A 15,459-nucleotide genomic window follows, 5' to 3' on the forward strand; every position below is an offset into this window, starting at 1 on the left:
ACAATCAGAGCTTAATAGAACTAGGACTTGCAGTAGCTACTGAGCTTTCCTTAACAATAACTATGTCGGCCTTATCAACACCCGCTTTTATCATGAATGATTTACCATGAGGCACATGAGGGGTGAAAGTTTTGCCTTTGATCCTCAAGGTGTACAGAATCTCACCCGATTCTTTTTCCACTAATTGCACAAGCGGGTTTTCTTTATTGAAAGTCAGGGTTCCCAGTTTCCCCCAATCAGCGGGAGAATAATTATCCAATTGGGAAATAACTTTCGGCCAAGCTTTAAATTGCTGAGCACCCGGCTTGGACAAATCCGCGTCGCGTGGCCAACATTCCGCAGTTATCTGACGCGTCTGCTTATTAAAACGAGCAATCACAAATCCCGCTGCTTTATTATCGAGGTTCTCGGGCTCATTTGCATTCACATAAGCATGCATGGTCACTTTATTATTAAAACCATCTAGGTACTCACCCGTATAAGGCAAGGGGTTACCTGGAGCTTTATTGGCTCCCGCCTTCTCATCTTCAGGGTGCCAGTAACGACCATAAATACTATTGACAATCGCCGGTGAAACAATTGACCAAGGGCCATCATTGAATTCATCTATACCATGCTGTAGAAGAGTACTCAAATGCTGGTCCCCTGCTAAGTGAACTGAAAAACTTTTGCGGATGGCTTTTAAAGCTTTATTACGACCCGTTTGTGGCCAGCCATTGGAATCCATATCTGCATGTAAACGTCTCTTGATAGGATCGGAGCCACCATGTAAATGTGCTGCCCCCGCAAATGGTGTTTGCGACAAAATAGCTTTCATCTCTACTCCCTGCCATTGCGTACCCCATTCTTCGAGAAAATTCAACTGACGCTCACCAAGCAAAACTAAGCCCGGAACATCCACCGAGGCTGGATCGTATTCAGGATTGCGTATGTGATCCGGACGCGGTCCCTGCTTTGGAATCTTACCATTGGGCCCTGACTTAAACTTCCTATCTTCTAAAATAGCAAAGTCGACGCCTCCAAGATTATAAGAGGTAAAATAAACGCCAATGCCTTGACCAATGGGACCTGGGTCAACAGGATCCGGTAAATGAGCCGTCTGACAGCGCTCTACCTGCTTAACGTATTCGGGATGATAAAAATACCCCCCCGTATTGCCATTGGGATGATCCGCTTTTTTGCCACTCTCACCCCATAAGTTCGCCTGACCCACATCGTGATCATCGGGAATGGTCACCACTGAGCGGTCTCTGAATGTTTCACGAAACTGCATGCCAAACATCAACCAGCCTGCCGTATGCTCTGTATGATCGTAGTGCTGATCTCCAGCAAAAAACAGCATATCTGGATCTGCTGCCAGAATATTTCTTACGTAGTTTGGGCGCCCCATACGGTCGCGAGATGAATTGCACGAAAGACTTGCAACTGAAATCTCGTCCTGATTTATCGGGTTCTTGCGAATTGAGCCTTTAAATTCCGCCTTGGCTCCGTGCCGAACTCTGTAGGCAATGGTCTTTGAATCGTCCCAATTTTCTATCCTAAAAAGTGCGGACCAACCAAGGTCATTGACCTTAGCTTTGGCAATTTCCTGCCAACCATTGCCCCTATCCACTTCCAAACTCACTTCTCGACTTTCATCTGGATACAAAGGAAAGAGCTGGGCACTCATTTTAAGTGTTTTATTATGTACTGTATATAAAGCAAAGGCCACGACTTCTTCTCGTGCTACTTTCAAATCGAGAAAATGCTGCCCCGTTACCGTCACACTCTTCTTCGGATGCCTCTTACCTCCGAGTTTGCCCTCTCGAGCTGCGTCTGCGACCTCCCACCATTTATTCGTTGCGGCTTTATCCAAATTATCTGGGTAAGGAGATTTCACTGGAACGTCACCCGGTTTTTGGGCTTGCATCGTCAGGCTCGCGAATAGCAGAGAAGTTAATAATTTTTTCAGCATAATGGGCTTCCTTCTGTTTTAAAAGTTTTTACTTAACACTCTAAACATTCGTTGCTCATAGTGAAATCTTTCGCCCACAAACAAAGAAAAATTATCATAATCTTTCATGATTACCCATAAAGCGGGGCAAAGCCCTTAATCGCCTGGTAGAGAATCTTGCCAGATAGGCGAATAAAAAGCATTTGCCCATACGGCAGTATCTTGCTGGGGGAGCTCGAGGGGGATAGCGTCTCCCCTCGTATGGGTCGCATCATGCCTGTGGGCAATCGTGTAATCTTTTACATACACACAATAAAAGTTATCCCTTCACCCAAAAAACTGATTGCCATAAGCTTTCAAATAATAGGAAACACGGCACCTAAGCATTTGATCCCATAGATAAAAACATTCTTTAGCTCTAAATTTTTGTATGAGTTCATGAATATTTTTGTATGAATTCTGCGTTTTTTGTAATGAATCGTTCAAAATGAAGTCTTTGTTAAAAAACTGAGTTCTTCCTGAATCCGTGAGCTGAGGCTGAAAAATACAGCTAAAACAAGAAAACCTGTTGGTTTATAGTAATTTAAGTTACCACACCAAAATCACCCAACAGGTTTCCTCATGAATAAAGCATTCAAACTCGACACAGGCAATGATTCTCTTCACAGTATTGGCGGAATATTTTTAGGAGGTCAAGTTCTTCAACAAAGTGAAATTGACGATGAGTTCAGAACAGATCACAAAGCTAATCATATCTTTCAAGATGTAGATATCTTCAAGTCTCAGGTTGGGTTGCTGATTCAGGGGCGTGAACGCTTCACAGATATTAGTCAGTTTCGAGAAAACGAAGTTTTTACGAAATCACTTGGATTAAATAAAGTTCCATCAGAGGAACGTTTGCGTCAACGATTAGAAATCATGTCCTCTGAGCATGAAGTGCGTTTAAAGTCAGCTAATACGAAGCTTATTAAAAAGCAATCGATAGGTAGCTTATCAAGAGGCGGAATGGATTTTATTCCACTCGATATGGACGTATCACCCATGGATAACTCCGGAAGTCACAAAGAAAATGTGAGTTGGACGTATAAAAATCATGATGGTTTTTCTCCTATGTTTGCCTACCTCGGAATTGAGGGTTTTATGCTGAACAATGAACTACGTCCAGGTTCACAACATGCACAAAAAGGAATGCCTGAGTTCTTAGACGAAAGCTTTACTATGATCAAAAAATTAAAGCTTAAACACCCCGTTCTACTTCGTTTAGACTCCGCTCACGATGCTGAAGTTAATTTCGATCACCTCCCTGATGACCAATACTTTCTGATTAAACGGAACCTGAGAAAGGAATCCAAAGAACAGTGGTTATCCAACGCACGGCGTTTAGGGCGACAGCTTAAATCTCGAGATGGTAAGAATGTATTTGTCGGTGAGCTCCATCACAGACAACCTGGAAACAATGAAGAGCGTAAAGTGGTTCCTTTTATTTTTAAAGTTACGGAGCAACTCGAGGATCAAGACGGCAATCGACTTTTGATGCCAGAGATCGAAGTGGAAACCTATTGGACCAATTTACCTCTGGAAGCCGAGGATGTGATCGAACTTTATCACGATCATGGAACCAGTGAACAGTTCCATAGCGAATTAAAGAGCGATATGAATGTAGAGCGTTTGCCATCCGGAAAATTCAAAGCGAATCAATTCTTTTTACACTGCGCCATGCTGGCCTTTAATGTTCTCAGAGTCATTGGCAATCACCTTATCCATAATAAATCTTTGGCTCCAATAAAAATCAAAGTTCAACGGCGACGCTTACGTTGTGTAATACGTGACTTAATTTTTATCGCTTGTAAACACGTAAAACACGCAGGAGATGAATTCCTTAAATTTGGACGACATTGCCCTTGGTTTAAGCTGTATCAAAAAATATCTTTTAGTCTTTAATACCGCCAAGATATCATTCTCAAAAGTTCTGATTAAAGAACTTCTGCTTCCCTGTGCTCAAATTACGGCAATTTGCCGTGGAGGACTCTAGTTTTTGAGGTTTTCGTAGTCCATACACATCTCTGTCATCATAGCAGATAGAAAAAATTTCATAAGACGGACTTAAATGCTCCTCAAATTGACCAACTACAGCTTTTGAGGTAGTTCACAAATCCTTGTCACGGATTCAGGTTCTTTATTGTATCAGCAAAAATCAACCCTTGCTTAAATATTTGAAATCAATTACTTAGACAAGGATCACTTATGAAAAAGCAAAAATTCACTCTCATTGAAGTTCTCGTTGTGATTGCCATTATCGGTATCCTCGCTTCCCTTATTCTCCCAGCTTTGGGCAAAGCCAGAAAAAAATCTCAAATGTCGGTATGCAAAAGCAATATGAAACAATTACATGTCGCCTCTATGATGTATACGGATGATAACAATGATTACTTCCCTTTCGATATAGTCGATATGTCATGGAATGATCATTTAGCTGGCTATGATGGGAGAAATGTTGATTACTCAGACCTCAACACAAACACTCCATTAAGTGCAAGTCAATACTCCGAAGGTGTCTACGCCTGCCCCTCTGATAATGTTGAAAGAGCTGCCGATGTTTTAACTCTAAGTTATTCTCCTGTTCAATTAACTATTCATGGAGGCTCTTTTATTAACACGGGGCAGCGAGGAATTACGGGTATTCATTGGGGTAGTAGCGCGCCTGTCTCAGCAAAAATAAGTGAAATAAATCAAACTAGCGGTACTATTTCAACTTTTGAGTATATGGCTGCAAATAACTCTGTAGGGGCTGGGGGACGACACCCATCCAAATATGGGGGAGGTGGCTTTAGCGTAGTTCTGCCAGGCACCTTTTTTGGGAGTCTCGATAACATTCCTCATGAAGAATCTGGAAAATCTAATTTCTTATTTGTTGATGGCCACGTAGCATCTCACACTCCTCTAGCAACCCTCGTAATTAGTGGTGGCGGAGTAGGATCAGCAGGGGATACTACAGGTACCATGTGGGACGCGCATAAGTAAGATCTATTAAGTAATTTGCCCTTAAAATATTTCTCTTGGATCCATTTAGCTTGCCATTTATCGAGGCACTGCTCGAGTTTGGAGTCCTCCACTTCTTCAGCAACAACTTGATTGAAATGCTACAATTAAACCTTAAAAATTAGCCCATTCTCATCAAGGGAAAATACTTAAAATCGCTTATGATATGCCCCCCATAGTGAGTAACAATAAAACAATATCTGAGTTTTTGTAACGTGAGAAAACTTCTTATTGTATAAACCCTTTAGAATTTAAAATTATAAGGTTTGTACCATGAACAAAAATAAGTTTACACTCATCGAACTCTTAGTTGTCGTCTCCATAATCGGAATCTTAGCTTCTTTGCTTTTACCCGCACTTAGCTCCGCACGTGATAAATCAAAATTGGCCGTTTGTAAATCCAACATGAGGCAAATTCAGGTTGCCTATCAAATGTATTTTGATGATAATGATGGATATTATCCAACTGATAGTCCCCAAATGAGCTGGGATGACAGACTAAACGGCTACGATGGAAGAAATGTTCCTTTGAGCGATTTAAACTCCGCGTGGCCCTTAGAAAAAAGTCTCTACAATTCTGAAATCTATGCTTGCCCCGATGACGAGATCTCGCGTATATGGGGAGTCGATACAGATGTTTTAACTTTATCTTATTCACCAACAACTTATATGTACTATGTGAATGCGGGGTCTATAAATAGTAGTAAAAGAGGTATAACTGGTTTTAATTGGAAAGGAGCCCTAGATGGCTACGCTTCGAGTAAAATCTCTGAAATTAACCAAGCTAGCAGTACCATCTCTACTTTTGAACACATGACTGAAGGGCGCTGTTTAGGGCGTGACGACCAGAGCTCCGTCAGCCCAGAAAGTTTTTTCTTAAGTACGGCAAATGTTCCTCATGAGGGCTTCAATAAATCCAACTTTTTATTTGTTGATGGTCACGTGGAATCCCTCAATGCCTACTCTACTCTTTCCATAGATGGCGGTGGGATGGGTAGCGATACAAACACCACTGGAACAATGTGGGATGCGCATAGATAATGCCTCTGTAGTGCATCGGAGTAATAACTAAATTATTCGATTGAAATCCGTAAATTATTGTGGTGTTTGTAACACTCAATTGATTTCCATTGTAAATCATTATAAGTATTAAAAAACGATCCCTACATATGAAATACCATTTGACCTTAATCACTCTTCTTTTTATACCTTTCTTAAGCAAGGCCAAAAGCCCCGATTTTGCCAAAGAAATTCTGCCTATCTTATCTGATAAATGCTTTGCTTGTCACGGCCCAGATTCCAAAGAAAAAGATCTTCGCTTAGATAGCTTTGAGCACGCCACCAAAGATCTCGATGGCTACAAAGCTATTGATATTCAAAATCCAGAAGAAAGCGAAGTCATCTACCGCATTAATGATGATGATGACCCCATGCCTCCAGAGGACGAAAAGCAACTCACCGACAAAGAACGTAAACTGCTCACTCAATGGATCAAATCGGGTGCGAAGTACGCAAAACACTGGGCCTATGTCTTAGCAAAAAAACATGACACACTCAATAGCATAGATGATTTTATCAAAGCCGATTTCCCCAAGGGCAAGACCTTTGCCCCCGCAGCTGATAAACGCACTCTCGCTCGTCGTGCCGCGCTTACTCTCACTGGCTTGCCACCAAATCAACAAGAACTCAATCGCTTCCTCAATGACACCAGTTCCAAGGCCTATGAGACTTACCTTGATCAGCTACTCGCCAAACCCACTTACGGCGAACACCAAGCTCGTTATTGGTTAGATGCGATTCGCTATGGCGATACCCATGGACTGCACCTAGATAATCGTCGCGCCATCTACCCCTACCGCGATTGGGTCATCATGGCCATGAACGACAACCTGCCACTCAATGATTTTATCACCTGGCAAGTTGCCGGGGACCTACTCCCCAATCCAAGTTTGGAACAGCAGGTTGCCACTGGCTTTGTACGCATGAATCCGACCACTGGTGAAGGGGGCGCCTTGGAAGAAGAGTTCCAAATGAAAAATAATTTTGACCGCGTCGAGACACTAGGTACCGCACTGCTTGGTTCTAGCCTGCTCTGCGTCCGTTGTCACACGCATAAATACGACCCCATCATCCATGACGAATACTACAAGCTCATGGCCTTTTTTAATAATACCGCAGAGAAATCCGTCGATGGCAATCGCTACGATTACGCACCCGTCATTAAAGCTCCCGGCAATATTCACGATTGGCAGCAATGGAATAAGATCAAGGCTAGCGGAAAAAGAAGTCCTCAGCCTATTTTTACTGCGCTAAAAAGTCAGAGTAGCAAAACCGCCACGCCAAAAGCAAAACACCAAACATACACTTTTGATATCACTGAACTCAGCCCTCAAGTGGATGGTTTTAAACTTGAAATCCTCAATTATAAAAACTTAAAAAACCCCAAGCCTAAAACTCAGCAGTTTTTTATAAAAAAGCTCCAAGCCAAATATATTCATGAGGATGGCACGACAAAAGAAATTGAGTTTGATTCCATCTCCGGAACTTCGTCTCACAATCGCTTCAAAGTCGATAATATCCTCAAAGAAAAAACGAATTCTGGCTGGCGCATTGACCTAAGTAAAAACTTCAATCATAGCGCAACGCTCAGCTTTGCGGATAGACTCAAGTTCTCCAAAGGCGATAGGCTGCAAATTGAACTTCATATCGACACTCATGCCATTGATCTCAAGCGCTTCAAAATCTCCAGTGGCATGCACCTTGTACCGCAAACGCCTCTAGATAAAATCGAACACCGCTTTGCCACCACTCTTATTGCAAAAGAAGGTAAAAAACGCGATACTTTTGTTCTTGAGCGTGGTGAATATACCAATCCCATTGGCAAAGCTCTCGAACCCGGAGTCATTTCAGTCATGGGCGAAATGCCGGAAGGCGCTCCCAAAAATCGCCTTGGCCTTGCGCAGTGGCTGACCTCGCCCAATCACCCCACTGTCTCTCGCGTTTTAGTTAACCGCATTTGGCAACGCGTTTTTGGCGCAGGCCTCGTGCGCACTCCCGAGGACCTTGGCCTTCAAGGTGACCACCCCACTCACCCAGAGTTACTCGATTGGCTCGCCCTCAAACTCCAGGAAGATGGCTGGGACCTAAAAAAGACTCTGAAGATGATGCTCTTGAGCCAGACTTTCCAACAATCCTCTAAATGGCGCCAAGATCTTAGTGACCCCGAAAATAAACTCTTCGCTCGTGGCCCTTCTTATCGTCTCGATGCCGAAGTCCTCCGCGATATGGGACTCTGGGCCAGTGGCTTACTCGACCCCCACATGGGCGGCGAAGGCGTCAAACCTTACCAACCAAGTGGCTTATGGAAAGCTCTCGCGCATCCCTCTAGTGACACCAAGGAATACACCAGAGATACCGGCGACAAACTCTATCGTCGCAGCCTCTACGTCTATTGGAAGCGAACTAGCCCCCACCCCATGATGAATTTATTTGATGCGCCCAGTCGCGAGGTCAGTTGCGTCCAACGCTCTCGTTCCAATACGCCACTGCAATCTCTCGCACTGTTAAACGAGACCCAGCGTATCGAAATGGCCCGTTCACTAGCCGAAAGGCTTTTGACTGAAGCAAAAGATGATCAATCCCGACTGCAAATGATTTTCCAAGTCATTTCCTCGCGCTCACCCTCGGCACAAGAGCGTCAGGTTTGTCTCAAGCTGCTCAAGCAAATGAAAGAAAAATTCCGTGCCTCACCCCAAGACGCCAAAGAGTTGCTCTCCACTGGGGATAAATTGCGCAATCCGCAAATTGACCTCATTGAACATGCCGCTTGGACGCAAGTTTCCGCCACCATCTTAGCCTCTGATTTGGCTCTTCTACTCTATTAATCTGCGTATCAAAGGAAATGAATATGTTTGAACAAAATCCCATACGTGAAAATGATCTGATGATGACTCGCCGCAACTTATTTGGCCAGGCCAGTCTTGGTCTTGGCACCATGGCCATGGCCATGGCCATGGCAAACCTTTACGGCGCAGATTCAAGCAATCCTCAACTCAGACAAAAAGCTGAACTCAATGGGGGAATCCATCACAAAGCCACCGCCAAGCGAGTTATTTACCTCTTTATGAGTGGCGGCCCCAGCCATCACGATACCTGGGACTACAAACCCAAAATGACCGACATGTTTGGCAAAGAACTCCCCGATGAAATCCGCGATGGTCAGCGCGTCACGGGCATGACTGCGGGCCAAAAGAGTTTCCCTGTTTGCCCCAGTAAATACAAGTTCAAAAAATACGACAACAATGAAAATGGCGTCCACGTCAGTTCGCTCTTGCCCCACACCGCAAAAGCGGTCAAAGAAATGTGCATCGTCAATAGTACTTTTACCGAGGCAATCAATCACGACCCCGCCATCACCTATATCCAAACTGGTAGTCAAATCCCTGGTCGCCCTAGCCTTGGCGCCTGGCTGAGCTATGGCCTTGGCAGTGACAACAAAGACCTCCCGGGTTACGTAGTCATGCACGCCAGAAGTCAACACGCGGAGCAAAGCCTCTTTGGTCGCCTCTGGGGAAGTGGCTTCATGCCTTCTGATCATCAGGGCGTTCTGCTTAGGAGTCAAAAAGATGCCGTGCTCTATCTCAATAATCCCAAAGGTGTGAGTCGCGCTAATCGTCGTCAACAACTCGATGCCCTCGCAGCACTTAATCAACAACATCACGACTCCTTTGGTGATCCTGAGATTCTTGCTCGCATTCGTCAACACGAAATGGCCTACCGCATGCAAACCGCCGTTCCTGAACTCATGGATATTTCTCAGGAACCTGAGCATACCTACAAACTCTATGGTGAAGACGCTCGCACCCCGGGTACTTTTGCCGCTTCTTGCCTCAATGCTCGACGTCTAGCGGAACGCGGAGTTCGCAATATTCAGATCTTTCACCGCGGTTGGGATGCCCACCGCAACCTCCCACATGAGCACGAAAATCAGTGCCGTGATATCGATCAAGCCTGCTATGGGCTTATTATGGACCTCAAGCAACGCGGCATGTTAGAAGATACCCTTGTTGTTTGGGGTGGTGAATTTGGTCGTACAGCTTATTGCCAAGGGCCGCTCACAAGAGAAAACTATGGTCGCGATCATCACCCGCGTTGCTTCACAACTTGGATGGCTGGTGGCGGTATTAAACCTGGTATCACTTATGGTCGCACCGATGATTATGGCTACAATATTACGGATAAAGATGGCAACATACTCAAACCGCAACCGAGTAAAGATGACAAATGGGTTCCCGGCACCATGCACATCCACGATCGCAACGCCACTATCTTACACCTCATGGGCATTGATCATCGCAAACTCACTTATCGCTATCAAGGTCGCGACTTCCGCCTCACCGACGTCCACGGCCACGTCATCCACGATATTATGGCTTAAGCCTATTCAATAAACGGCGCCCTGGGTACACCAAGCACCAGCTTGGCCTTGTCTCAAAATAATAATGGTGGAATTATCACTACTTTTTCTAAGTAAATCAGTTAGGGATTTTCAAAAATCTCTATCAACGCATTGAGTTCACTAAAATTAACTCGCCAGGATTCGAGTTGTTCTTTAGAGATTCGTCTTGCCCATTCATCCTTATCAATCTTCTGGGCTTCTCGGCTGAAATAAGTTTCAAAAGTCGATTTAATATTTTGACTTACACTTTGATCGTAAACTATCTTTAACAAAAAAGCCTCTAAACAAGGACTTATTCGTAGTGAAGTAATACTCCGTGGAATTGACATAGTTATATCTTTATCATTATCACTTATACAATAAACTTCATCATAGCCTGAACATATTTTCTTAGCCCTTCTAATAACTGATTGAGGATCACCACCAGCTTTCTCAACCCTAAATGACCAAGTACTATTCTGATATGTTTGCTTTAAAAAATCCAAAAAACTCTTATCCGCTTTACCTTCGCAAACAATAAGACATGTAGTTTTCTGCTGACGTCTCCTCCTACCATTCATAACTACGCCTCTACAGGTATACCGCCATACGCTCCAGCATGATACTTTTCGCGTAAGTTATCGACACGACGCACTCCTTTAATGTCTTTGATAAAGTAAGCATCCGTAACGCAATTCTCGTCTTTTTCCGTAAGGATAATTTGCTCCTTTTCCAAATAAGACATGATATAATCCGCATGACCCGTAAAAATCAATTGCGCTCCATGAGGGTTACTTTCCTCATCGTAAAATAACTCTAAGAAATTTTTAAGCATGTGCGAATGGAGATAGGCATCAATTTCATCAATAACTGCAACGCCTCCGTGTTTCAATGTATTGAGTACATCAAAAATCAATACATAAAGAGACTGAGTGCCATTAGACTCCTGACCAATGAAAAGAGATTGGCGATCTCCGTTGATTTCATGAAAAACGAATGGAATTGTTTCAACTACAGCTTTGTCACCCTTTATCACTTCTTTGGTTTTAAACTGAATATCTACTAAACCTAGATCGAACGAGGACAGTAATTGCACAGCCTGATCTTTGATATCTTCATTAAGTTTATATTTTTCGGTAGAACTAAAAATTTTATCTAATAAAGGCGAGGTCAAATTATCGCGCCCCATGCTCGTGACATTACTTACTGAATTTAAGAAAGCATTAATAGGAGAATTAAGAGCTGCAATCTCAATATCATTGTGATAGCAAAATGATAATAAAGACACCTTTACTGAAAAAATATCCGATAATTTAGCAATCTCTTTAATAGGAGATTTAATGGTTTTACCAATTCGGGTAAAGATGGTCGCCTTTTTAAGTCGCGTTTTAAGCGACTCTCTTACAATCCCTTCCGACTTTACTTCTAAAGTGTATAAATAGATTTCTCCATAAGCATCAAACTCCAGTTCAAACTTAGACGTCGCATCTTTAGTTTCTTCACAAAACTTAAAACCTAACACTGGTATATCCTGATCTTTGTCTAGTAGATAAGAGTCCGTTGTAAAGTACTTCAAAAATGCTAAAGCTTTAACTAAATTTGTTTTCCCTGATGCATTATGACCAAAAACCGCGACAACCTTTGGGTAACGACCACCGTCACAATTTTCATAAAAGGCCTCCAAGGGGGGTGCATTTTTTGGAATAGAGAAATTAAGTGCCACCTTGTCGCGAATGCTGTAAAAGTTTTCAACAGTAAATTTTCGTATCATCGTTAAACCAAAGAATATTTAATAATACATAATAAATGTTCCAAAAATCCCATTAATCAACCAACTTTGACAAAATAATGTCAAAGTTGTTTATTTATGCCATTCTTTATTCCTTTTAGAACCTGGTTAACTTTACCCATCAATCACCGCAAACTCACCGACGTCCACGGCCACGGCCACGTCATCCACGATATTATGGCTTAAGCCTATTCAATAAACGGCGTCCTGGGTACACCAAGCACCAGCTTGGCCTTGTCTCAAAAAACCCTTGCCGTAGTTTTTTTACGGCAAACCTTGATAAGCTCTATTTCACCTCTAAGTTCTTAGCAATTATGTAATAAGGCTAGGACTATCAAATGCTACGAAAGTTTTCAGTAACTAACTTTAAAGGTTTTAAAGATAAATTTACACTTGACTTTACAGACTCTAAAAGCTTTGAATTTAATCAAGAATGTATAAAAGATGATACCATTTATAAAGCTCTTATATATGGCGTAAATGGATGCGGAAAATCGAATTTAGGTTGTGCTATCATGGATATCCAATTCCATTTAACTGATTGGAACCTTCATGAAAAACGAGACCTATATAAAAATTATATTAATGCACTATCTAATGAAAAATACGCTAAATTTTCATACGAATTTTATTTTGCTGGTGACACTCTCATATACGAATATTGGAAAGAGAATGCGGATGAAGTGATTGCGGAAAAAATCATTATTAATAATAAAGAGCTTATACACATAGATAAGAGAACTGATCAAAATGGTACAGTTCTACTAAAAGGTGCAGAGAGCCTAAAAACAGATATGGCAGGAAAATCGCTATCATTCGTGAAATTTATTCACAACAACTCTGTATTAGACGATGAAAATCAAGAAAATAAAACTTTTAATCGTTTCATAAATTTTGTCAACTATATGAGAATGATAAAAACTGTCGATACGCACAAAACAATGAGCTACAAAACATCTTTAGCTTCAAACTATATTCTCGAAGAAGCAGATGGGCTGCAAAAATTCGAAAGTTTTCTTAACTCATGTAATATAAAATGTTCATTAACAACCATTGATGTAGGTGAAGAAGATCCACATATAGCTTTTAATTTTGATTCAAAAGCTATTAGTTTTTTTGATGTCGCTTCTACAGGAACATTATCACTTGGCTATTTATATGTCTCATTGTTAATTCTAAAAAGACATATTAAAGAATATGGCGCTACATTCATTTATATTGATGAATTTGATGCTTTCTATCATTACCTCTTAGCTAAAAAACTTATTGATTTATTAAAAAATGAAGATGGTGTTCAAGCTGTATTCACAACTCATAATACCGACTTAATGAATAATGATTTAATGCGTCCCGATTGTTTATTTAACATGACTGAGAGTGAAATTAATCCTTTCCATAAATTAACTAAAAAAGATTTACGAAAAGCTCATAACAATCAAAAGATGTTTAAAGCTGGCATGTTTAATGAGTTATAAAATATTATTTGTTTTTGAAGGTTTAAAACTGAACCAAAGATAAGTAATTGTTTACAAGAGCATTTCTTCACTGATGATAGCTCCAGTATTATTCACAATGTTTTCGGAAGTAACATCTATTCTCTTTACGATGTGATAAAACGAGATGAACATGCAGATGTTTTTGAGGTATTAAGAGAGCAAAACATACTAACTGATGACCTGAAAAATTTAGATCGTGATGATGTTGGTGAAATATATTTATTTTTTGACCATGATGGCCATGACACACGAGCCGACATTCAAAAAATTTCAGAACTACTATCCACGTTTGATAACGAAACCGAAAATGGTCGTCTTTATTTAAATTACCCTATGGTAGAAGCCATTAAAGAAACTGATCTATTGAAAAATAAAACTTGGAAAATCACAAAGAATAAACAGTACAAAAGCTATGTGAGTGAATTAGATCATTATAATGACTTGATGCGTCTATCGAAAGATGACTGGAACAAAGTGTGTGTAAGGCATCTAAAAAAAGCTAATTGGATCGTCAATAATGATTACGCTCTTAGCACTAAAAACTCAATTGAACAAAACACCATATTTGAGGGGCAAGTGGCTAATTTCATTCAACCATCAAATTCTGTCTCAATTCTAAGTGCATTCCCTTTATTTGTTGATGACTACTTCCAGGAAAATGAATTAGAATATAGACAGTAAGCTGCAAGTTCTTTAAGGCCCCCTACATTTAGAAGGATACTGCACTGGCTTATTCAGGCGATCTCAAAGAATTGCCGATTTCATTGACACACAATGGAACAAGACGATCGATCACCGCAAACTCACTTCCAATGCGTTGGAAGTGAGCTCCCCCCTGCCGACGGCCACGTCATAAAAAATATATTTATTTAGTTGACTTCTCAATGGCTTCTTTGCCGTTGATTTGATCCCAGGTAAAGCTTTGCTTGCGAATCTGCCCATGGCCAGAGCGGTAAACTTCTAAAGTGACTTGGGGGGGATTCTGGGTCGTATCGAGTTCAAAAACACTAAACATTTTACCTTGAGTCTCTTTGAAAATCATATCCTTGTTAATTCGAGGTCTTGCATTGCCACTTCCTAGAGGGCCACTGGTAACTTCCAGAGTTTCTCCTCGATTATGATAAGCTCCCGTAAAATGTCGATCACCAGAAATCAAAATCACCCCTGGAGTTGCCTTGAATAAGTCGAGGACTTTTTTCTGCTCAACCCGGAAGCCACTGAAACCATCGGATGATCCGAACATTTGAAATTCACTACCACAAGCCACGACTTTTATTTTGGCTTGTGACTCTTCCAAAGTTCTCTTCAACCAAGCGAGCTGCTTATCCCCAAGTAATTTCTTCTTCGGATCATCAGCCTTCATGCTGCCATTTGGAGTTCTATGATAACGGCTGTCCAATAGAATGAACTGAACATCACCATAGTGAAATGTTGTGTAAATCCCAGGGTTATCGCTCTCACCAAAACTAGGATTCGCCCAATGCTTTTTAAAGATTTCTAGTGATTTCTCTTTGCCGGGAGTCTGGCCGTCGGAATTGTTGGGGCCAAAATCGTGGTCATCCCAAATACCATAGGTCGATGTTCTCGCTGTGACAGACCTATAACTAGGGAGTGAGCGGTGATTGATATAACGCTTTGTAATTACTTTTGGGTCAGTTGTATCGGCATAGTGATTGTCCCCTAACTGAAACAGCAAATCTAAGTCATCCATTTTGGCGATATCTAACCAACTCACATCTTCATCAAATCCACTACGTCCAGAACA

The 15,459-nt window shown here is 41.6% G+C and carries 12 protein-coding genes; 7 read left to right on the forward strand and 5 right to left on the reverse strand.

Features of this window, described 5'->3' with window-relative positions; all coding sequences use genetic code 11:
- Positions 1-4: 4 nt before the first annotated feature.
- Both LNTAR_RS21305 and LNTAR_RS27400 read right to left on the reverse strand, forming a co-directional pair.
- Positions 5-1,954 (reverse strand): metallophosphoesterase family protein, encoded by a 1,950-nt coding sequence (locus LNTAR_RS21305; RefSeq protein WP_007280838.1) that lies wholly within the window; start codon positions 1,952-1,954, stop codon positions 5-7.
- Between the two features lie 135 nt (positions 1,955-2,089).
- Positions 2,090-2,242 (reverse strand): hypothetical protein, encoded by a 153-nt coding sequence (locus LNTAR_RS27400; RefSeq protein WP_157473766.1) that lies wholly within the window; start codon positions 2,240-2,242, stop codon positions 2,090-2,092.
- A 312-nt stretch (positions 2,243-2,554) separates the two neighbouring features.
- Here LNTAR_RS27400 and LNTAR_RS21310 point away from each other — a divergent pair, with 312 nt between their 5' ends.
- The 5 genes from LNTAR_RS21310 (at position 2,555) to LNTAR_RS21330 (ending at position 10,409) form a co-directional block, all read left to right on the forward strand.
- Positions 2,555-3,874 (forward strand): IS1380-like element ISLar3 family transposase, encoded by a 1,320-nt coding sequence (locus LNTAR_RS21310; RefSeq protein WP_007280839.1) that lies wholly within the window; start codon positions 2,555-2,557, stop codon positions 3,872-3,874.
- A gap of 303 nt (positions 3,875-4,177) precedes the next feature.
- The gene (locus LNTAR_RS26225) at positions 4,178-4,954 is read left to right on the forward strand and encodes a type II secretion system protein (RefSeq protein ID WP_007280840.1); all 777 of its coding nucleotides are present in this window, start codon (positions 4,178-4,180) and stop codon (positions 4,952-4,954) included.
- 291 nt (positions 4,955-5,245) lie between these two features.
- Complete coding sequence (locus LNTAR_RS21320; protein ID WP_007280841.1) at positions 5,246-6,013, forward strand: type II secretion system protein; 768 nt, start codon at positions 5,246-5,248, stop codon at positions 6,011-6,013.
- 128 nt (positions 6,014-6,141) lie between these two features.
- Positions 6,142-8,856 (forward strand): PSD1 and planctomycete cytochrome C domain-containing protein, encoded by a 2,715-nt coding sequence (locus LNTAR_RS27785; protein WP_007280842.1) that lies wholly within the window; start codon positions 6,142-6,144, stop codon positions 8,854-8,856.
- 23 nt (positions 8,857-8,879) lie between these two features.
- Positions 8,880-10,409: a DUF1501 domain-containing protein gene (locus tag LNTAR_RS21330; RefSeq protein WP_007280843.1), complete on the forward strand. Its 1,530-nt coding sequence runs from the start codon at positions 8,880-8,882 to the stop codon at positions 10,407-10,409.
- A gap of 101 nt (positions 10,410-10,510) precedes the next feature.
- Here LNTAR_RS21330 and LNTAR_RS21335 read toward each other — a convergent pair whose 3' ends face one another.
- Together LNTAR_RS21335 and LNTAR_RS21340 are read right to left on the reverse strand one after the other, a co-directional pair.
- Positions 10,511-10,990: an RloB domain-containing protein gene (locus tag LNTAR_RS21335; RefSeq protein WP_007280844.1), complete on the reverse strand. Its 480-nt coding sequence runs from the start codon at positions 10,988-10,990 to the stop codon at positions 10,511-10,513.
- A gap of 2 nt (positions 10,991-10,992) precedes the next feature.
- Positions 10,993-12,180: an AAA family ATPase gene (locus LNTAR_RS21340; protein ID WP_007280845.1), complete on the reverse strand. Its 1,188-nt coding sequence runs from the start codon at positions 12,178-12,180 to the stop codon at positions 10,993-10,995.
- A gap of 356 nt (positions 12,181-12,536) precedes the next feature.
- On the opposite strand from LNTAR_RS21340, the gene LNTAR_RS21345 reads away from it, so the two are divergent.
- Positions 12,537-13,673: an AAA family ATPase gene (locus LNTAR_RS21345; protein ID WP_007280846.1), complete on the forward strand. Its 1,137-nt coding sequence runs from the start codon at positions 12,537-12,539 to the stop codon at positions 13,671-13,673.
- Positions 13,674-13,805: 132 nt separating this feature from the next.
- The gene (locus tag LNTAR_RS21350) at positions 13,806-14,375 is read left to right on the forward strand and encodes a hypothetical protein (RefSeq protein ID WP_007280847.1); all 570 of its coding nucleotides are present in this window, start codon (positions 13,806-13,808) and stop codon (positions 14,373-14,375) included.
- 184 nt (positions 14,376-14,559) lie between these two features.
- Here LNTAR_RS21350 and LNTAR_RS26230 read toward each other — a convergent pair.
- Positions 14,560-15,459: alkaline phosphatase D family protein (locus LNTAR_RS26230; RefSeq protein WP_007280848.1), on the reverse strand; the 900-nt coding region annotated here is incomplete at its 5' end.

It is taken from the genome of Lentisphaera araneosa HTCC2155 (genome assembly GCF_000170755.1).
Classification (GTDB): domain Bacteria; phylum Verrucomicrobiota; class Lentisphaeria; order Lentisphaerales; family Lentisphaeraceae; genus Lentisphaera; species Lentisphaera araneosa.